The organism is Lysobacter antibioticus HS124 (genome assembly GCF_000336385.2).
Classification (GTDB): domain Bacteria; phylum Pseudomonadota; class Gammaproteobacteria; order Xanthomonadales; family Xanthomonadaceae; genus Lysobacter; species Lysobacter firmicutimachus.
On sequence record NZ_HG424588.1, the window covers coordinates 1 to 18,978 of the forward strand.

17 protein-coding genes are annotated in these 18,978 nt (G+C 70.0%); 6 read left to right on the forward strand and 11 right to left on the reverse strand.

What is annotated here, in order from left to right; translation table 11 throughout:
- Positions 1–242: 242 nt before the first annotated feature.
- From TX83_RS20400 to TX83_RS20410, 3 genes are all read right to left on the reverse strand, one after another.
- Positions 243–1,865, reverse strand: a complete 1,623-nt coding sequence (locus tag TX83_RS20400) for an FMN-binding glutamate synthase family protein (protein WP_064749823.1) — start codon at positions 1,863–1,865, stop codon at positions 243–245.
- Positions 1,866–1,968: 103 nt separating this feature from the next.
- On the reverse strand, positions 1,969–3,258 hold the full coding sequence (locus tag TX83_RS20405; RefSeq protein WP_064749824.1) for a nucleotide sugar dehydrogenase: 1,290 nt from the start codon (positions 3,256–3,258) through the stop codon (positions 1,969–1,971).
- 90 nt (positions 3,259–3,348) lie between these two features.
- Complete coding sequence (locus TX83_RS20410; RefSeq protein WP_064749825.1) at positions 3,349–4,407, reverse strand: diguanylate cyclase; 1,059 nt, start codon at positions 4,405–4,407, stop codon at positions 3,349–3,351.
- 334 nt (positions 4,408–4,741) lie between these two features.
- On the opposite strand from TX83_RS20410, the gene TX83_RS20415 reads away from it, so the two are divergent.
- Entirely contained in the window at positions 4,742–5,089 is a 348-nt protein-coding gene (locus tag TX83_RS20415) for a hypothetical protein (RefSeq protein ID WP_064749826.1), read from the forward strand.
- 175 nt (positions 5,090–5,264) lie between these two features.
- Here TX83_RS20415 and TX83_RS20420 read toward each other — a convergent pair whose 3' ends face one another.
- From TX83_RS20420 to TX83_RS20430, 4 genes are all read right to left on the reverse strand, one after another.
- The gene (locus TX83_RS20420) at positions 5,265–5,966 is read right to left on the reverse strand and encodes an SDR family NAD(P)-dependent oxidoreductase (RefSeq protein ID WP_064749827.1); all 702 of its coding nucleotides are present in this window, start codon (positions 5,964–5,966) and stop codon (positions 5,265–5,267) included.
- Positions 5,966–6,520, reverse strand: a complete 555-nt coding sequence (locus TX83_RS23000) for a 2-amino-4-hydroxy-6-hydroxymethyldihydropteridine diphosphokinase (RefSeq protein WP_064749828.1) — start codon at positions 6,518–6,520, stop codon at positions 5,966–5,968. Before TX83_RS23000 ends, TX83_RS20420 begins: the two co-directional genes overlap by 1 nt.
- A 191-nt stretch (positions 6,521–6,711) precedes the next feature.
- A complete protein-coding gene (locus TX83_RS20425; RefSeq protein ID WP_064749829.1) occupies positions 6,712–7,695 on the reverse strand; it encodes an NAD-dependent epimerase/dehydratase family protein in 984 nt (327 codons plus the stop codon).
- A gap of 66 nt (positions 7,696–7,761) precedes the next feature.
- Positions 7,762–8,922, reverse strand: a complete 1,161-nt coding sequence (locus tag TX83_RS20430) for a serine hydrolase domain-containing protein (protein ID WP_064749830.1) — start codon at positions 8,920–8,922, stop codon at positions 7,762–7,764.
- A gap of 149 nt (positions 8,923–9,071) precedes the next feature.
- On the opposite strand from TX83_RS20430, the gene TX83_RS20435 reads away from it, so the two are divergent.
- Both TX83_RS20435 and TX83_RS20440 read left to right on the forward strand, forming a co-directional pair.
- Entirely contained in the window at positions 9,072–10,205 is a 1,134-nt protein-coding gene (locus TX83_RS20435; protein ID WP_064749831.1) for a sensor histidine kinase, read from the forward strand.
- On the forward strand, positions 10,187–10,846 hold the full coding sequence (locus tag TX83_RS20440; protein ID WP_064749832.1) for a response regulator: 660 nt from the start codon (positions 10,187–10,189) through the stop codon (positions 10,844–10,846). The genes TX83_RS20435 and TX83_RS20440 overlap by 19 nt, the downstream gene beginning before the upstream one ends.
- Here the strand turns inward: TX83_RS20440 and TX83_RS20445 are convergent.
- Positions 10,839–11,768: a LysR family transcriptional regulator gene (locus TX83_RS20445; RefSeq protein ID WP_261370224.1), complete on the reverse strand. Its 930-nt coding sequence runs from the start codon at positions 11,766–11,768 to the stop codon at positions 10,839–10,841. The genes TX83_RS20440 and TX83_RS20445 overlap by 8 nt on opposite strands.
- 141 nt (positions 11,769–11,909) lie before the next feature.
- Between TX83_RS20445 and TX83_RS20450 the strand changes: the two genes are divergently transcribed.
- Positions 11,910–12,473, forward strand: a complete 564-nt coding sequence (locus TX83_RS20450) for an ester cyclase (RefSeq protein WP_064749853.1) — start codon at positions 11,910–11,912, stop codon at positions 12,471–12,473.
- Between the two features lie 138 nt (positions 12,474–12,611).
- Here the strand turns inward: TX83_RS20450 and TX83_RS23005 are convergent, their stop codons facing one another.
- Positions 12,612–13,280, reverse strand: a complete 669-nt coding sequence (locus tag TX83_RS23005) for a hypothetical protein (protein ID WP_064749834.1) — start codon at positions 13,278–13,280, stop codon at positions 12,612–12,614.
- 237 nt (positions 13,281–13,517) lie between these two features.
- Between TX83_RS23005 and TX83_RS20460 the strand changes: the two genes are divergently transcribed.
- Positions 13,518–14,609, forward strand: a complete 1,092-nt coding sequence (locus TX83_RS20460; RefSeq protein ID WP_064749835.1) for a M35 family metallo-endopeptidase — start codon at positions 13,518–13,520, stop codon at positions 14,607–14,609.
- 112 nt (positions 14,610–14,721) lie between these two features.
- Here TX83_RS20460 and TX83_RS20465 read toward each other — a convergent pair whose 3' ends face one another.
- Positions 14,722–15,879: an XVIPCD domain-containing protein gene (locus TX83_RS20465; RefSeq protein WP_141233605.1), complete on the reverse strand. Its 1,158-nt coding sequence runs from the start codon at positions 15,877–15,879 to the stop codon at positions 14,722–14,724.
- 308 nt (positions 15,880–16,187) lie between these two features.
- Entirely contained in the window at positions 16,188–17,552 is a 1,365-nt protein-coding gene (locus TX83_RS20470) for a S8 family peptidase (RefSeq protein ID WP_064749837.1), read from the reverse strand.
- A gap of 186 nt (positions 17,553–17,738) precedes the next feature.
- Here TX83_RS20470 and chrA point away from each other — a divergent pair, with 186 nt between their 5' ends.
- Positions 17,739–18,932, forward strand: a complete 1,194-nt coding sequence (gene chrA, locus TX83_RS20475) for a chromate efflux transporter (protein WP_064749838.1) — start codon at positions 17,739–17,741, stop codon at positions 18,930–18,932.
- The last annotated feature ends 46 nt before the right edge of the window (positions 18,933–18,978 follow it).

Genomic DNA, 18,978 nt, shown 5'->3' on the forward strand with positions numbered 1-18,978 from the left:
CGTTGATTTCTCTGCGCGTCCCGTGGTCGCGGCTTACGCCGCTCCTACAGGGGCATAGGACAAAGCGCGGCGAGAGTGAAGGACGGCGGCCGCGGCTTGCGCCGCTCCTACCCTCCGCGTCACTTTCGAGCTTCGATCAACCTCAACCCCGTCGGATTTCCATGCGTCCCGGGGGCGCAGTCTATGGCCGCAGGCAATCCCCATGGGGAAGCCGTTGCCGCAGTGAAGCCAGCACGCTTGGGCTACAGCGATTTGCTCTCGCGCATCGCCAGCACCCGCGCCGGCGCAGCGAACGAGTCACTGCGCGCCGCGCTCCAGAACGCCTGGAACACCGCATGCGCCGGCACCTTGCCGATCAGATCGCCCGGCGCGAGGAAGTTGTACAAGGCCCCCAGCGAACGCACCTCGGTCGGCGATACCCGGCGCAGGATGTGCTCGGGTCCGATCTCGCCGGCATGGCCGAGCCCGGCCGCGCACAGCAGGTCGCGCAGCGCCTTGAGCGTGTTCTCGTGGAAATGGAATACCCGGCTGGCCTTGTCCGGCACGTCGAGCTTGCCCCAGCGGCTGGGGTCCTGGGTCGCCACGCCGGTCGGGCAGCGGTCGGTGTGGCAGCTCTGCGCCTGGATGCAGCCCAACGCGAACATGTAGCCGCGCGCGGCGTTGCACCAGTCCGCGCCCATCGCCAGCGTCCGGGCGATATCGAAGGCGCTGACGATACGGCCGGCGGCGCCGATCCGGATCTTGTCGCGCAACTCCAGCCCGACCAGGGTGTTGTGCACCAGCATCAAGGCTTCGTGCATCGGTACGCCGACATGGTCGATGAACTCCGCCGGCGCCGCGCCGGTGCCGCCCTCGGCGCCGTCGACGACGATGAAGTCCGGCAGCAGCCCGGATTCGTGCATCGCCTTGGCGATGCCGAACCATTCCCAGGGATGGCCGATCGCGAGCTTGAACCCGGTCGGCTTGCCGCCGGACAGCTCGCGCAGGCGGGCGACGAAACGCAACAGCCCCAACGGCGAATCGAACGCCGAATGCGCCGCCGGCGACACGCAGTCCTGGCCCATCGGCACGCCGCGGGTGGCGGAGATCTCGGCGCTGACCTTGGCCGCCGGCAGCACGCCGCCGTGGCCGGGCTTGGCCCCTTGCGACAGCTTGATCTCGATCATCTTGACCTGCGGGTCGCCGGCGTTCGCGGCGAAGCGCTGTTCGTCGAACAGGCCGCGTTCGTCGCGGCAGCCGAAGTAGCCCGAGCCGATCTCCCACACCAGGTCGCCGCCGTTCTCGCGGTGATACGGCGAAATCGAGCCCTCGCCGGTGTCGTGGTAGAAGCCGCCGAGCCTGGCGCCCCGGTTGAGCGCGCGGATCGCATTGGCCGACAGCGAACCGAAGCTCATCGCCGAGATGTTGAACACGCTGGCCGAGTACGGCTGGGCGGCGTTTTCGCCGATGACCACGCGAAAATCGTGCGGCACGTGCGCGGTCGGCGCCAGCGAATGGTTGATCCACTCGTAATCGAGACCGTAGACGTCCTGCTGGCTGCCGAACGGGCGCACGTCGTTGACCGACTTGGCGCGCTGGTAGACCAGGGCGCGCTGCTGGCGCGAGAACGGCACCTCGGCGGTGTCGGCCTCGATGAAGTACTGGCGCATCTCCGGGCCGATCGATTCCAGGCCGTAGCGAAAGTGCGCCAGCACCGGATAGTTGCGCCGCAGGGTGCTGCGGGTCTGCAGCAGGTCGGCGGTGCCGAGCGCGGCGATCGCGCCGAACGCGGCCACGCCCCACCACCAGTCCGGATGGTGCAGCCAGGCCAGCAGCAACGAAAACAGGGTCAGCAGCAGGCTGGCGGCGTAAGCGGCATAACGCATGGCGATCGGTCGGTTCACGAGCGGGAGCCGAGCATAACCGGCCGCGGGTGCAGGCACCGTGGCGGCGCGCCGCCGACGGGCTGCGGCCGCCCCGCCGCGCCGGCTACAGGCGCGCGTCGACCTGATCGCGCGGGTACAGGCTCTTGATGTCGTACAACAGCGCGTCCGGCTTGCCGAACGCGCGCGCGCCGGCGGCGCCGAGCTGGCGGAACTGTTCGTGCGCGACCGCGACGATCACCGCGTCGTAGACCCCGGCCGGCGGCGTTTCGACGATCTCCACGCCGTACTCGCGGCGGGCCTCTTCGGCGTTGGCCCAAGGGTCGTGGATCTCGACCCGGGCCCGGTACTCGCCGAATTCGCGCGCCAGGTCGATCACCCGGGTGTTGCGCAGGTCGGCGCAGTTTTCCTTGAAAGTGATCCCCAGGATCAGGATGCGCGAGTCGGCGACCGCGACGCCGCGTTGGATCATGCGCTTGATCACCTCGGCCGCGACGTGCCCGCCCATGGCGTCGTTGATGCGCCGGCAGGCGAGCAGGATGTCGGGATAGTAGCCCGCGCTTTGCGCCTTCTGGATCAGGTAGTAGGGGTCCACGCCGATGCAGTGGCCGCCGACCAGGCCGGGGCGGAACGGCAGGAAATTCCACTTGCTGCCCGCCGCTTCCAGCACCTCGGTGGTGTCGATGCCCAGGCGCTGGAAGATCAAGGCGAACTCGTTGATCAGGGCGATGTTGGCGTCGCGCTGGGTGTTCTCGATGACCTTGGCCGCCTCGGCCACGCGCAGGCTGGAGGCCTTGTGGGTGCCGGCCGGGATGATGCTGCGGTACAGCGCGTCGACCCGCTCGGCGGTGGTCTCGTTGGAGCCGGACGTGACCTTGGGAATGTCGGTCAGGCGACGCTGGCGATCGCCGGGGTTGATCCGTTCCGGGCTGTAGCCGACGAAGAAGTCCTGATTGAAGCGCAAACCCGAAGCGCGTTCGAGCTCGGGAATGCAGATCTCCTCGGTCGCGCCGGGATAGACGGTGGACTCGTAGATCACCGTGTCGCCGGGCTTGAGCAGTTCGCCGAGCGCGCGGCTGGCCTGGACCAACGGGGTGAAATCCGGCCGCTTGTGCTCGTCGATGGGAGTCGGCACCGTGATCACGTAGGTGTCGCGATCGGCCAGATCCCGCAAGCTGGCGCTGAAACGCAGCCGGGTCGCGGCGGCGATCTCGGCGGCGTCGTTCTCGCGATGCGAGTCCTCGCCCTGGCTGAGCTGGGCCACCCGCACCGGATTGATGTCGTAACCGACGGTGTCGTAGCGCTTGCCGAATTCCAGCGCCAGCGGCAGGCCGACGTAGCCCAGGCCGATGACGCCGATGCGCGTTTGCGCGAGATTGCCGCCCTGCTCCGCCATGCCCTGCCCCGATCGTTGAGTCTGCGCCGGGTCGCCCGGGTCGGTGGATTCTAGTGAGCCGCTTTCGCCGCTGGCAAACCCCGCACCGGCTCAGCCGTCGGCGCAGACCACCTGATTGCGGCCGCGTTGCTTGGCCTGGTACAGGGCCGCGTCGGCATGGCGCATCCACATCGCCGCGCTGACCGTGCGCGGCCCGGTCGATGCCAGGCCGATGCTGACCGTGCAACGCAGCGCCGGGGCGTCGTCGAAGCGGGCGTCCTCGATCGCCTTGCGGATGCGCTCGGCGATCGATCGGGCCGGTTCGTCCTCGATGTTCATCAGCACCAGGGCGAACTCGTCGCCGCCGATCCGGCTGGCGGTGTCGGTCAGGCGCACCACGCCGTGCAGGATGCCGGCGACCCGGCGCAACACCGCGTCGCCGATCTGGTGGCCGTGGAAGTCGTTGATGTCCTTGAAATGGTCGACGTCGATCAGGATCAGGCTGGCGTTCCTGGCCGAACGCGCGCAATGGGTCATGGCCGCGGTCGCCGAATCGTCCCAGTGCAAGCGATTCTGCAGGCCGGTCAGCGGATCGGTGCGGCTGAGCTGGTCGAGCTGCTTGTTCTGCCGCACCACCTTGCGCGCCAGGCCGTAGGCGGCGCTGCTGATCGCCATCGGATAGACGAACATGAACGGCAAACAGGCCAGGACCACCGTCATCGAGCTGTAGGGCGCGAACGGGAAGCCGATCAGCGTCCACACCGCAGCGGCGGTGAGCAGCATCGCCAGCGCGGTGCGCACCAGGAAACGCCAGCCGCCGACGCCGATCTTGTCGGCCGAAAGCATCACCGCCAGCAAGGCGCTGGGCACGATGTTGAACTGCATCACCGCGATCCACATCCCGCCCATGGCCGAGTCGATCACCAGATTGCGGTATTCGGCGTACTCCGGATCGCGACTGCGCGAGGCCAGTACGTAGGCCAGCGTCGGCCACAGGTAGCCGTTGGCGAACAACAGCGTCCACAGCCCCCAGCCGGCGTGCTGCTCGTACAGCACCCCGGCCACGGCGAAGAACCCGAAGCCCAGCCCGAGCGAACGCATCGCGTAGATGCGGCGGACGAAACGCAGATGCTCGGCGGTGCGCCCCGCTTCCCGGGAACTGTCGGTCATTCCGCTCACGCCCCCTCGCTCGTGGATGATCGCGTCGAATCGGTCCCTGCCTCGGTAATCCGAGCATACCTTGCCTGACGGCGCCGGGTGCGCGCAGGAGGGGCCGGCAGCGGGCCGCCGCCGGCCCGACGCCCGGGCCCGGCGGGCATCGGCAAGAGGGCCCGGATCGCCCGGCGACAGCGAGCGGGAGCCGCGTGACCGCGGTCGCGCAGGGAGCGGATTCCGGTCGCAGAGATGAACGTTTGTCTCGATTGAATGCCGCTCTACACGTGCATCTAACGATGCGATCGGGCACCATCTGCGCAACAGGGGGTTCCTCCACGGAGCCTGAGCGATGACGACGACCCTACGCGGCCGCCACAGCCCCAACACGCCCGGGCTCAGTTACTGGGCCAGCCATTACCGGCATGCGGATTTCTACCGCGACGGCATGCGCTTCAGCGATTACGCACCGGCGTTCTACGTCGGCATTTCGGTGCATCTGGAACATCCGGACCGGGACTTCGACGACCCGACCCTGCAACTGCGCCAGCGCTATCAGCGCATCCGCCTGGGCTCGGCGCTGAACTGGGAACAGGCCGAACGCGCCGCGCGCTCGGCCTGGCAACGCGCGCGCAATACCGCCGAAGCGGCGCAGGCGCGCATCGCCCGGCATATGGCCGAGTTGGCCGCACAGCCCTGACCCGACGCGGCGATTCCGCAGCGAACGATCGCGGACGAATATCTCTCCTCTCCGGGAGGGATCGGCCGTCTCGAGACGACCGCGGCGAGGGGCCCGGGGTGCGGCACGGCGCGGGCCTTGCGGCAACGACGGCGCGCGCGCCGGATGCCACAGCCCGAACGCCGGAGCCCGAAGGTCAGAGCTTGAAACGGCCGCCGTCGACGCGCAGGATCTCGCCGGTGCAGTAGGCCGCATCGCTGAGGTACATCACCGCCGCCACCACGTCCTCGGGCGCGCCGATGCGCCCGAGCACCGTGCGCGCGGCGATCGCGTCCTCTTGCTCGGCCCGCTCGGCCGGGTCGCGCACCGACGGCAGCACGGTCCCGGGCGCGACCGCGTTGACCCGGGTCGGCGCCAATTCGCTCGCCAACGCGCGCACCAGCCCGGCGCCGGCGGCACGACTGACCTGATAGGCCGCATGGCCGGGAAAGGAACGATCCAGATAGGTGTCCAGCAGCATCACCACCGAACGCAGCGGGCGGCGGCGCTGCAGCGCCAGCGCCAATTCCCACGGCGCCAGCAGGTTGACCTGCAGATGGCGCCGCATGCGATCGCGTTCCTGCTCCAGCCCGGCGGCGTCGATCCCGCTCCAATGCCGACCACGCTCGAACATCGAGGCGCTGAGCACCAGATCGGTGATCTGCGCCTCGGGCAAGGCCGGCAGCGGCTGATTCAGGTCCCAGCTCCAGCCGATCACGGGGCGCGGATACGGCGCCGGCTCGGCATCGGCGTCGCGGCGGTGCGCGACCACCGTGTCGCCGCGCGCCAGGCAGGCCTCGGCGATGGCGCGGCCGATGCGGCGCGAGGCGCCGGTGACCAAAGTGACGCGCTCGGACATCAACGGGCCTCCGCGGTGAAGTCGGCGACGGGATCGCACGAGCGCAACCAACGTTCGACGAAGCCCGCACCGGCCAGGGAATAGAAACCTTCGGCATTGCGTTGCGGTACGAACCCGCGCTGGGCGGCCACCGTGTCCAGCGCCTGTTTCAACGCCGGCAACGGCAGTTGATACAGGCCATGGAACAGGTAAGGCCGGCCCGGATCGTAACGCGGCTGCCATCGCACCTGTGTGTCGACGAGCCCGACCAGATCGATGTCCAGCGGCACCGGCAAGGCCCGCTGCGGATCGCGGCGCCGTCCGAAGTCGCTCTCGATCTGCTTGAAACGTCGCTCCAGCGCGGCGGCGTTGTCGGCCGCGGCGATCTGCAGCGCCAACATCAGGTTCACCGTCACCCCGCCGCGATAGTCGCGGTGGCGGTCGGCGAACAGGTCGGAACAACCGCGCAGGCCGTGCGGTCCCGCCTCGGCGCACAGTCGCGCGGCGGCGACGATCAGGTTCTCGACCCGCGCGCCGTCGCAGGCGCCCAGGCAGATCAGTGCGATCGCGCTCATGCTGCGCCCGCCTGCGTCGCGCAGGCGCGGCGCGGATCGAGGACTGACCGGATCGTGTCGTTGCGGTGGTTCAATGCGGCGCCTCGTCGGTGGGCGGCGACGGCGCGCCCGGCGCCGTCGTCATCGGCTCCATTCTAGCCAGCGTCGGGCGGACGCCCCAGCCCGTGTCCGCGATCGCTCCCGGCACCGGTTCACATCACCGGATAAGGCATGTCCTCGAAGCGCTGCGCGTGATAGCCCTTGACCCCGACTTCGCGGGCCAGCCCGCTGCGGAAATCGCGCCCCTCGCGCAGGCAGTCCAGCACGTGGCCGAAACCGTAGCGCGGTGCCCAGCCGAGGTCTCGGCGGGCGCGCGCGTTGTCGTAGATCCGGTCGAGCTCGGGGAACAGGCGCCAGCCCTGCGCCGCGTACAGGTCGCGGCAATGCGGGAACAGGCGTTCGACCGCGGCAGCCGCGTCGCGGCGCAGCTCGGCGCGGTCCGCACGCGAGAAGGGCGTGGTGGCCGAGACGATGTAGCGCCCGAAACCCAGCGCCGGCGCGCGCTCGATCGCGCACAGGTGAGCCTGGACCACGTCGTCGATGTCGGCGCGCCGATACAGCAGTTCATTCGCCTGCGCATTGGCCGGGCTGTAGACACTGCGCACCGCCGCATCGTCGTCGTCCTCAGGGAAGAAGCGCGAGGTGCGCAGCACCAGCACCGGCAGGCGATGCTTGCGGTGGAACAGCTCGCACAAGCCTTCGGCGGCGATCTTGGTGGTGCCGTAGATGTTCTTCGGCACCGGCGCCACGTCCTCGTCGATCCACGCCGCCGGCTCGCCGGGCGCCGGGCTCAGCGCCGCGCCGAAGGCGCTGGTGGTGCTGGTGAACACGAACGCCTCGACCCGCTCGGCCAGCGCCGCCTCGAGCAGGGCCAGGGTGCCGGCGACATTGGTGTCGACGAACTGGCGGTAGCTGTGGGTGGCCACGTGCGGCTTGTGCAGGGTCGCGGCGTGGATCACCTGGCGCACCCCGCGCATCGCCGCGGCGACGAAATCGGGATCGGCGATCGAACCGACCGCATCGGTAAAGGCCGAAGGCTTGATGTCCACGCCGCGAACGTCGCGCCCTTGCGCGCGCAAACGACGCATCAGGCCTTCGCCGAGGTGGCCGGCGCTGCCGGTAACGAGAATCGACATCGGTGCTCGCTCCTGGCCGGGGCCGGGCGCGGACGCGCACGCGGCGAACCGGCAAAGAAGCGGACACTAGCAAGCCGGATCGGCCGCCGCCAGGCGCGGCTCGGCGTTTCGGCCCGGCCCGGCGCGCGCCGGCGCATCGGACGGCGGGGCCGCGCCGGCGGCGCGGATCATCAGCTGGTGCAGGTGCTGATGGTGGCTGCGCCAGCCGTCGCCGTCGAACAGCACGAACCAACCCAACTGCAGGCGGCTGCGGCCGGTGTCGTTGCGCGAGACCAACGCCAGCCGACGGCGCGCATCGACGATCAGGAACTGCCCGCCCCACCCGTCGGCCCAGACCGTGTCCGCATCGCGGTCGACCCACCACAAATAGCCGTAGGCATCGAAGGGATCGCGGTCGGCCACCGGCGAACAGGCGCGCGTGCTGCGCTCGACCCAGGCCTGCGGCACCACCTGCACCCCGCCCCAACGGCCGCGGTCGGCGTAAAGCATGCCGAACCGGGCCAGATCGGCGGCCGACAGGAAGATCACGAACTGGCGGTGCTCGGTATAGCCGGGCTGCTCGTAGATCACATGCGCGGCGCGGAATCCGGTCATGCCGGTGGGCCGGGCGATCCAGCGTTCGAAGGCGTCGCCGATGCTCAGTCCGGTGCGGCGCTCGAAGATGGTGCCGAGCACGTTGAAGTCCCAATTGTTGTAATAGAAGAACTCGCCCGGCCGGTGCGCGCCGCGGCGCGGCCGCGAGTCCTTCATGCCACGGGCTTCGCCGGCGGCCTGGATGTAAATGCCCGAGCGCGACATCAGCAGGTCGCGCACCGTGGCGCGCTTCTCCTGCGCGGTCAGCGGCACGACCCGGTCGTCGATGCCCAACTCCGCCAGGGTTTGGTCCAGACGCAGATAGCCCTTGTCGATGGCGATGCCGTACAGCGCACTGAGCAGGCTCTTGCGCACCGAATGGGTGTTGATCGGCAGGTCGGCATCGCCCCAGCGCGCCAGCTCGCGCCCCTGGTGCACGGCGACGAATGCGTCGAAGCGGGTCTGCGCAGGCAGGTAGGCATAGGCTTCGCGCAGCGCGGCGGGATCGGCCGGCGCGCGCCGCGGCAACGGCTCCGCGCCGGCGCTGGAGGTCGCCGGCGGGATCGCCGGCATCGCGGCATAGACCAGGGCGGCGCCGGCGACGCCGGCGAACAGGGCCAGGAGCGGACGCAGCTTGCGGGCCGGGATGCGCATGGGCGGGTTCCGATGGCGGAGGTGGGCGCAGTCTGGGCGTCGCCGCCGCGACGCCGGCAGAGCCCGGAAGTCAGCGCCGGCGGTGACGAAAGTCATCCATTCGCGGCCCTGGCTTGCCTTGCCCGGGCCGCGCCGGCCAAGCTGGCCGCATGCGCTCTCCGCCGCCCCTGCGCTACCCCGCCGCGGTGCTGGCCGGCTTGCTGGCCTGGGCCGCGGTCGGCCTGGAGCTGTGGTCGGGCCCGGTGCAGGCCAGCGGCTTCGCCGCCGCCTGGCCGGTCCCGGCGTTGGCGCGCGGGCTGCATCTGCTGTTCGCGCCCGCGTTCGTCCTGTCCTGGCGGCTGCGCGAGCGGCGCGCACGCCTGGCGGCCGCGTCCGGCCTGACCGTGCTGGCCTTGGGCCTGGTCGCGCTGTACCGCTACAACTCGGCCGCGGCGCTGCTGATCCTGCCGATGATCGAGTTCGCCGCCCTGCTCGGGCCGCGCGCGCTGGCCGCGGCGTTCGCGCTGAGCAATGCCGCGCTGTTCGGCGTGGTCTGGCTGGCGCGCGAGATGGACGCGCCGTGGACCTACGTCGGCGTGCACGCCGCGCTGCAGGCCTTCGCCATCCTGTTGCTGCGCTCGGCACGCCGCACCGAGCGGGCGCACCAGGCCCTGGCGCAGTCGCACGCCGACTTGCTGGCCGCACGCGGCATGCTCGCCGAGGCCGCGCGCAGCGAGGAGCGCCTGCGGTTGTCGCGCGAGCTGCACGACGTCGCCGGGCACAAGCTGACCGCGCTGCGGTTGAACCTGAGCGCGCTGCAGTATCACCCCGGGCTCGACCGCGAACAGGCGCTGACGCGCTGTTCGCAGCTCAGCGCCGAACTGCTCGACGACCTGCGCGCGGTGGTGCAGCAACTGCGCCTGCACGACGGGCTGGACTTGGAGCCGTCGATGCGCGCGCTGGCCGGCGCGTTCCCGCAGCTGCGCCTGCACCTGCGGCTGGACGCGGACGCACGCGCACCCGGCCTGGACCACGCCGAAGCGTTGTTGCGCGCGTTCCAGGAGGGGCTGACCAACGCCGTGCGCCACGGCCAGGCGCAGACCCTGTGGGCCAGTTTGCAGCGCGACGGCCAGCGCTTGGCGCTGGAACTGCGCGACGACGGCCGCGGCGCGCCGGCCGGGCTGCTTGCCGGCAACGGCCTGACCGGAATGCGCGAGCGCCTGCTCGCGCTGGGCGGCGGACTGGACTTCGGCGTCGGCGATAACGGCGGCTTCCGCCTGCGCGGATGGGTACCGCTGTGCTGATCGAGCCGACGCCGCTGCGCCTGGCCCTGGCCGACGACCAGGCCCTGGTGCTGGGCGGGCTCAAGGCCCTGCTCGGCGGCTTCGGGCGTTTCCGCATCGTGCTCGAGGCCGGCGACGGCGAGGCCTTGATCGCCGGGCTGCAGGAACGGCCGGTGGACGTGGTCCTGTGCGACGTGCGCATGCCCCTGCTCGATGGCTACGGCGTGTGCGAGCGCCTACGCGCGGTGCCCGGCGCGCCGCCGGTGATCCTGCTGACCACCTTCGACGAGGCCGGCGCGGCCCTGCGCGCGATCGCGGCCGGCGCGCGCGGATTCCTGCTCAAGGACGCATCGCCGCCGGAACTGATCGCGCTGATCGAAGAGGTCGCGCAGGGTCGGCGCGCGATCGCCCCGGTATCGACCGACGCGGTACGCGCGCGCTACGCCTATCGCGAAACCGCCCCGCCCAGCCACGGTTTCAACCGGCGCGAGGTCGACATCCTGCGCCTGCTCGCCGGCGGCTACAGCAACCGCGAGATCGGCCAGGCGATCCACGTCGCCGAGGGCACGGTCAAGAACTACCTGATCGAAATCTTCGACAAGCTCGGCACCCGCGACCGCACCCGCGCCGTGCTCAAGGCGATCACCCTCAAGATCATCTGAACGTCCGGTCCGCGGCCGCCGGCGCCGGCTCCCAGCGCCAGGCCGACCGCAGGCGCTCGCGCAGGTAGTCGATGAAAAGGCGCGCCCGCGGCGGCAGATGCTCGGCATGGGCGTAGATCGCGTGCAACGGCGCGGCCGGAATCGAATGCCCCGGCAGCACCCGTTGCAACCGTCCGGCGGCAAGATCGTCGCCGACGTCCCAGATCGACTTCAGCGCGATGCCGGCGCCGGCCAGGGCCCAGGCATGGACCGCGCCGCCGTCGTTGCTGACCAGGCTGCCGCGCACGCGCACGCTGACCGGCGGCTCACCGCCGAAGCGCCAGTCCGCGCGCGCCTGTTCGCCGATCAGCAGGCAGCGGTGCGCGGCCAGTTGCGCCGGGTCGCTCGGCTCGCCGTGCGCCTGTAGATACGCCGGCGCCGTGCACAGCACCCGGTAATTCGGCGCCAGCGGCCGTGCGATCAACGAAGAATCCTCGAGCCGGCCGAAGCGGATGGCCAGGTCCAGGCCGTCGGCGACCAGATCGGCCAGCCCATCGCCGAGGTCCAGCTGCACGCTCAGTTGCGGGTGCAGGCGCTGGAAATCCGCCAGGATCGGCGCGATCCAGCGCCGGCCCAGGTCGTTCGGCGCGGTGACGCGCAGCAGGCCGTCGACGCTTTCGCGCCGGCGCCAGATCAGCGCCTCGGCTGCAGCGACCTCAGCCAGGATACGCACCACCTGCGCATGGAACAGCGCGCCCTCCTCGGTCAGCGTCTGACGGCGCGTGGTCCGTTGCAGCAGGCGCAGGCCGAGGTCTTCTTCGAGCTGGGCCAGGCGCTTGCTGACCACCGCCAGCGACAGGTCCAGCTCGCGCGCCGCGGCCGACAGGCTCCCCGCCGAGACGATGCGGTCGAACGCGATCAGATTGGGCAGATTGTCGATCACGCGCCGCGCGCTCCGGCCATGCTTCGCTGGCATTGTTCGCAGATCGGAAAGGATACCTCTGCGCCACGCACCTGTTTGCGCGGCAACGGCCGGGCCAGCATGCCGCTCCCGCGCCCGCTGGCGCTTGCCCGGCCCTCGCCCATGACCGTCTCTAGTCCGTTCCCGTTCGTACGCCCCGCGTGTGCGGCCGCCCTCGCCGCCTTGCTGGCCGCGGCGCCCGCCGCGTTCGCCGCTGCGCCGCCGCTGTTGCAACCGGCGCGGCTGATCGCCGCGGCGCCGGACGATGCGAACAACGCCGCGCGAGTGCTCGCCGCGCGCCGTTACGCCAGTTTCTGGAACAGCGGCGATCCGGACCTGGCGCGTGCGGCGTTGGCGCCGGATTTCGTCGACCGCACCCTGCCGCCCGGCCGCATCCAGGGCCTGGCGGGCGCGTTGCAGGCGTCGCGCACGATGCGCGCGGCGGTGCCCGACCTGCGCTGCGAAATCCAACAGATGATCGTCGCCGGCGACCGGGTGGTGGTGCACCTGCGCTTCCGCGGCCGTTTCGACGGTCGCTTCGGTACGGTGGAGGGCAGCGGCCAAGCCGTCGACTTCATCGCCACCGACATCTACCGGATCGCCGAAGACCGCATCAACGAAAACTGGCACCTTGAGGACAATCTCGGCCTGATGCGCCAGCTCGGACTGGTCGCCCCAGCCGGCTGAGCACTCGCGGCGGCATCCCTGGGCGGCGGCGGCAAGCCGTCCGCCGTCATCAGCGCCGCGGTTCCGCGCGAGTGGGCCGAAAACGACGACAGCCGGCGCGAAGCCGGCTGTCGTCCCCACTGCCCCAACGGCCGCGGTTCAGTGCCCTTTGCCGTTGCCCTTGCCGTTGCCGTTGCCGTGCCCGCCGCCATGGCCCTTGCCATGCCCGCCCTTGTCCGGCTTGCCGTGGCCCTTGTCTTTGCCCTTGCCGTGCCCGTCGTAACCGCCGCGGTCGTAGTGGCCCCGATCGTGACCGCCCTTGTCCTTGCCCTTGCCTTTGCCCGGACCGTGCTGCGACCAGTCGACGTGCACCGACTGATGGACGGTGATCGGGTAGCCCCAGCGATCGTAGGTGCCGACCGCGCCGCGCTTGAGCGCGTGGAAGGCCGGCGAGCCGGGCTTGATGCCCATGCGCTTGGCGACGTCGCCCCAGCCGCGGCCGGGATAGCGGTCGTACTCGCGCACCACGTTCAGGCACGGCACGCCGAGTGCGCGGGCGATGGCGCAGGCGTAATAGACGTCGCCCGGCGCCCAGCCGCGACGGCCGAGCAATTCGTCGATCAGCGAGCGGGGGGCGCCGTAGTAGCCGGTCATCTCGTGGATGAACGGTTCGCGGTAGCGATAACCGTAATCGTTGATCTCGCCCAGCCGGGTGTCGACCCAGACGTCGCCGGTACGGATGTTGTAGCCGATGGTCTGGGCCTGGACCCCGGTCGCCAGGCCGAGGCCGAGCAACAGGACCGCTGCCGTGTGCTTGATGTACCGCATTGCTTGCACCCCGTCGTTGGTACGTGAAATTGCCGTGATCGTCATGGTTTTCCGCGCCCCCCGGGCCGCGGACGGCGTTGCCGTCGAGCGCAGTATGCGCATCCTGGCTTAATCGCGCCGGAGCGCATTTGCCGCGTTGCAGAATGCAATCGCGCGCACGCTCTGCTTAGGTGCGAACAGGTCCGCGCGACGGGCCTTTGCCGTTCATTATGTTCACTTACGTTCGGGGGTTTCGGAATGAAAATCAGTCTCATGTCCGCGGTCGCGGGCAGCGTGGTGCTGGCCGGCGCGATCGCCTCGGTGACCGCAGCGCCGAAATACGAAAAAGCCAACCCCTTGCGCATCGGCCTGATGGCCGTGGCCGACCCGGCCGGCGGTTTCGGCGGCCTGGTCGAAGTAAGCGTGACCAACACCAGCCGTCACACCGTGCGGGTTCCGAAGTGGCAGCTGCCTTCCGCACTCACCGAAGCCAAGCTGTTCAACGTCAGCCGCGACGGCGTCGCGGTCGACTATGTCGGCCCGATGATCAAGCGCGGCCTGCCGCAGGCCGAGGATTTCGCGATCCTGCGCGCCGGCCAGACCCTGCGCAGCACGATCGACCTGTCGCAGGCCTACGATTTCTCCCAGCGCGGCCAGTACGTGGTCAACCTGGACTCGCCGCTGCAGTACGCGTCGCTGTCCGACGGCAGCCTGCTGCGCCAGGACAACGGCCTGCCGCTGGTCGCGCGCAGCGTGCCGCTGAGCCTGTGGAGCGCCGGCAAGGGCGGCGAAGCGACCGTCCAGCGCAAACCCGGCGGCGGCGGCAGCGTGGTCGACGGCGTGACCTACAAGAGCTGCGATGCGACCCAGATCGGCACTATCGGCAACGCGGTCGTCGCCGCCCGCGGCTATTCCGAGAACGCCAAGGGCTATCTCGCCGCCGGCACCGTCGGCCCGCGCTACACCACCTGGTTCGGCGCCTACACCTCGGCGCGTTACGGCACCGCCAGCCAGCACTTCGTCGCGATCGACCAGGCCATGGACCAGAGCAACGGCCAGATCACCGTCAACTGCGGCTGCAACCAGCGCTACTACGCCTACGTCTATCCGAACCAGCCGTACGAGATCTTCGTCTGCCGGACCTTCTGGACCGCGCCGCTGACCGGCACCGACTCCAAGGCCGGCACCCTGATCCACGAAATGAGCCACTTCAACGCCGTCGCCGGCACCGACGACCACGTCTACGGCCAGGCCGGCGCCAAGAACCTGGCGATCAGCAGCCCGACCGACGCGCTGGACAACGCCGACAACCACGAGTACTTCGCCGAGAACACGCCGGCGCAGAACTGAGTCGGCCGCACGGCAAGCGATAACGCAAGACCCCGGTTTCCCGGGGCCTTGCGCTTTGCCGCAGGGACCGCCGCGCGCCGGCGCCGAGCGCCGGGCGCGGACGGCGCGTCGCTTACAGGCCGAACTTGGGCCCGGTCTGGGTCTGAAGCTGGGTCGCCGGCTGCTGCGCGTGATCCGCCATGCTCGGCCCCGGGGCGAATTGGCGCACCTTATCCAGCAACGACTGCGTGTCCATGCCCTGCAGGCCGCCGGCGATCTGCACCCGCTTGTGCGCGGCGTTGCCGATGTCGCCCTCCACCGCGAACAGGCTCTTGCCGTCGCGGCCTTCGACGAGGTTGTCGACCCGCGCCAGGCCGCCCTTATGCGCCTGCTCCGCGATCGAGGCGGCGCGCTCGGTCTGGCGCGCATCCACCTCCAGCACCTGCTTCATCGATGTGGCGAAATGCGCCTCGACCGAGCGCTTGTTGGCGAAGACCTGGCTGGTGAGGTCGTCGTCCATCGACATACCGGGTTCGTAAGCCCTGGAAAAGCCCTTCTCGACCGCGCCGCGCTCGATCAGCGCATCCGGGAACGTGCGGTTCACGCCCAGGTCCTGATGGGTTCGGAGCGGGCTGAAGCTCTGCAGATTGGCCAGCACTTCGCCCTGGATGTTGAGGGTCTTGATCGGCAGCGCCTTCTTGTCGATCGCATTGATGTCGACGCCGTGCTTGGCGAAGGTGTTCTCGTGCACCGAAGCCGAGTTGGCGACGATCGCCGGAACTCCGGTCACGGTCGAGCTGAGCATGGCCTGCCCGCCGCCCTTGGAGTGGCCGAGCAACACGACCAGGTTCTCGCCATACACCTCCTTCATGTGCTTGACCGCGGCGACCGACTGATCGTGCTGCGCGCTGTCCAGGCCGAGGTGCTGCTTGATGTTGGTGCCCCAGTCCTTGGGCGAGGCTCCCGCGGTGCCGCGGAAGTTGACCGCGATGCTGTCGCCCTTGGCGTAAACGCTGATGTCCAATCCGGTCGACGCATCCTGCAACCGATCGACTTCGACGCCGTGGCGCTGCAGTTCGTCGCGCCCGAGCCGCTTCCAGCCGTCGATGTTCTTGCGGCTGTCGGCTTCGTAGCCGTCCATCATCAGCTCCACCGCAACCCGCTCGCTGGGGCGCTCCAACGCGGCCGGCGCCTGATGCGGCGCCGACGACTGGGGCTGCCGCCCCATGCCGAAGCGATCCATGACTCCCTGCAGCCAGCCGCGATTCTGGAAAGGATTCGGGTTCGACATAACGAGCACTCCATGGCCATACGCAATAGACACTCGAAAATCTAAGCCGTCGCGCAAGCCATGACAATAAGCGGACCGAAACTGGTCAACGTTTTACAAATCTCCGGCATCGACGGCGCAATGTCGCTGCGCGCTGCATCGGTTCCACCTGCATCTTGCGCATGCATCTTGCCGGTGCCCGACGCCTCGTTGCCGTCCCGGCGTCCTGCGTTTCAGAATCTCGCGCGAACTGCGCGGCACAAAAAAAATGGCCCCGAAAAATCGGGGCCAGGTGCTCGATGTTCTTTCCTCGATCGCGGTCGCCGCGCTCAGAACCCGCTGGCGTTGAGCCGGCCGCCGCTGACGGTCTTGCCGCTCAGCGAGGGCGTGGTGATCGCCGCGCTCATCACCGCACTCTTGATGTCGGCCGCGGTCGCGCCCGGATGCGAGGAGGCGTACAGCGCCACCGCGCCGGTCACGTGCGGGGTCGCCATCGAGGTGCCGTTGTAGCTGGCGTAACCCGGGATCACCTTGCCCTTGGACGAAACCGGCACGGTCGACCAGATGCCGTAGCCCGGCGCGCCGATGTCGATGGTGGTGGCGCCGTAGCTGTAGATCTGCGTGCCGTTGGAACGCAGCGCAGTCACCGCCAGCACGTTCGGATTCGGGTACTCGGCCGGGTAGCAGTCCGAGGTGTCGCAGTTGACGCCGGAGTTGCCGGCGGCGACCACGAACAGAATGCCGGCGGTGTTGGCGCGGCCGATCGCGTCCTGCAGCGCTTGCGAGAAACCGCCGCCGCCCCAGGAGTTGTTGGTGGCGACGATGTTGAGGCCGTGGCGGCTCTTGAGGTCGTTGAAGTAGTCGATCGCGGTGATCGCATCGGCGGTGCTGCCGCCGCGGCGGCCGAGGAACTTGCCGCTGATCAGCTTGACCCCGCTCCAGCACACGCCGGCCACGCCCTGGCCGTTGCCGCCGACGCCGGCGATGGTGCCGGCCACGTGGGTGCCGTGATCGTCGCCTGCGCCGTCGAAGACTTCGTTGTTGTCGCCTTCGAAATCCCAGCCGTGGACATCGTCGACGTAACCGTTGCCGTCGTTGTCGACGCCGTCGACCGGATCGTAGGGATTGGTCCAGGCGTTGGCCGCCAGGTCCGGGTGCGAGTACATGTAGCCTTCGTCGATGACCCCGACCACCACGTTGCCGCAATCGGTATGACCGCCGGCCCAGGCCTGCGCGGCCTGCGAACCGTAGGCGTTGGCCGGGCTGGTGCCCGAGCCGTACATGCCCCACAGCGAGCCGTTGCTGTAGTAGGTGTCGTTGGACGTCGCCTGATGCTGGTATTCCCAGTTGGGTTCGGCGTACTCCACGCTCGGGTTCTTGCTCAGTTCGTACAAGGTCGCGGCCAGATCGCGCCCGGGCGCAACCCGCCACAGCGCCAGTTCGCCGTTGCGCGCATTGCCGCCGCGCAGAGTCTTGAGCTTCTCCAGGCCGAAGGCCTGACGCGCGGCGCCCTGCTGGGCCGCGCTGCTGCCGTCGCGGAACTTGACCAGCACTTCGCCGGCGCGATGCGCTTGCCCGGCCTTGAGCCCGGCCAGCACCAGATCCGGCCGGCCACCGGCGAGCGCGGCGGACGAAGCACCCAACGCGGTCAGCACCGCGCCGCACAGCAAGGCGATACGAAACGAGGACGTCATGGCGAGTACCCTGGTGAACGCAACCGCGGCCACGGCGGCCGCCCCTGCAATGTAATTTGCGTAACTTGTCACATTCATGCTGCGCCGCAGCGAACGCTAAATCCGCTGAACAGGACTCCGAAATCGTGACTGCCGGCGCCGAACCGCACTCTGCCCTGCCTTCGCCGCGACCGGACGCCGCCGCGCATGCGTGAGGTGTTCCGGGTCTTCCTGCGCCTGGGCCTGACGTCGTTCGGCGGGCCGATCGCCCACCTGGGGTATTTCCGCGACGAGTTCGTGCGCCGTCGCGGCTGGCTGGACGAAGCGCATTACGCCCAGTTGCTGGCGATCTGCCAGTTCCTGCCCGGCCCGGCCAGCAGCCAGCTCGGCTTCGCCATCGGCTTGGCGCGCGCCGGCTGGCGCGGCGGGCTGGCGGCGTTTGCCGGTTTCACCTTGCCCTCGGCGCTGGCCATGTTCGCGTTGGCGCTGTCGGCGCCGCACTGGATCGCCCACCCGGCCGGCGTCGCCCTGGTGCACGGGCTCAAGCTGGTCGCGGTGGCGGTGGTCGCATACGGCGTGTGGGGCATGGCCCGCAGCCTGACCCCGGACTGGCGCCGGCGCCTGATCGCTATCGCCGCCGGCGTCGCGATCGCAGGCGTCGGCGGCCCCTGGATGCAGCTGCTCGCAGTCGCGGCGGGCGGTGCGGCCGGTCTGGCGCTGTGCCGCGCGCCGCTGCTGGCCGGCGCCGACGGATCGATCCCGAACTTCGCCCCCGGCTATGGCCGCGGCGTCGCGCTCGCCTGCCTGGTGACGTTCGCGCTCGGCCTCGGCGCCGCGTTGCTGTGGTCCGGCGGGCCGGCTTCGCTGGCCGGACTCGCCGCCGCCTGTTATCGCGCCGGTGCGCTGGTGTTCGGCGGCGGCCACGTGGTGCTGCCGCTGCTGGAGCAACGCCTGGTCGCGACCGGTTGGCTGGAGCTCGACCGGTTCCTGCTCGGCTACGGCGCCGCGCAGGCGCTGCCAGGGCCGATGTTCGCGCTGGCCGCCTATGTGGGCGCGGCGCTGCCGTTGCCGACGCCGGCGCCGTGGCGCGCCCTGGTCGCGCTGCTGGCGCTGTTTCTGCCCGGCCTGTTGCTGGTCGCCGCCGCCCTGCCGCTGTGGTCGGCATGGATGCGCCGCGCCTGGGCGGCGCGGGCGGTGGCCGGGATCAACGCGGCCGTGGTCGGCTTGCTCGCTGCGGCCCTGTTCGACCCGATCGCCCGCCAGGCCATCGGCGAGGCGCGCGACCTTGGCATCGTCGCGGTCGCCGTCGCCATGCTGGCGTGGAGGCGGTTGCCGGTGCTGGCCGCGGTCGCCTGGTGCGTGCTGGCCGCGCTGGGCTCGGCCTGGCCATGGCCGCCGTGAGCGCGCGCCGCGGCCGACACCGCGACGGCCTTGCGTTGGTATCGGC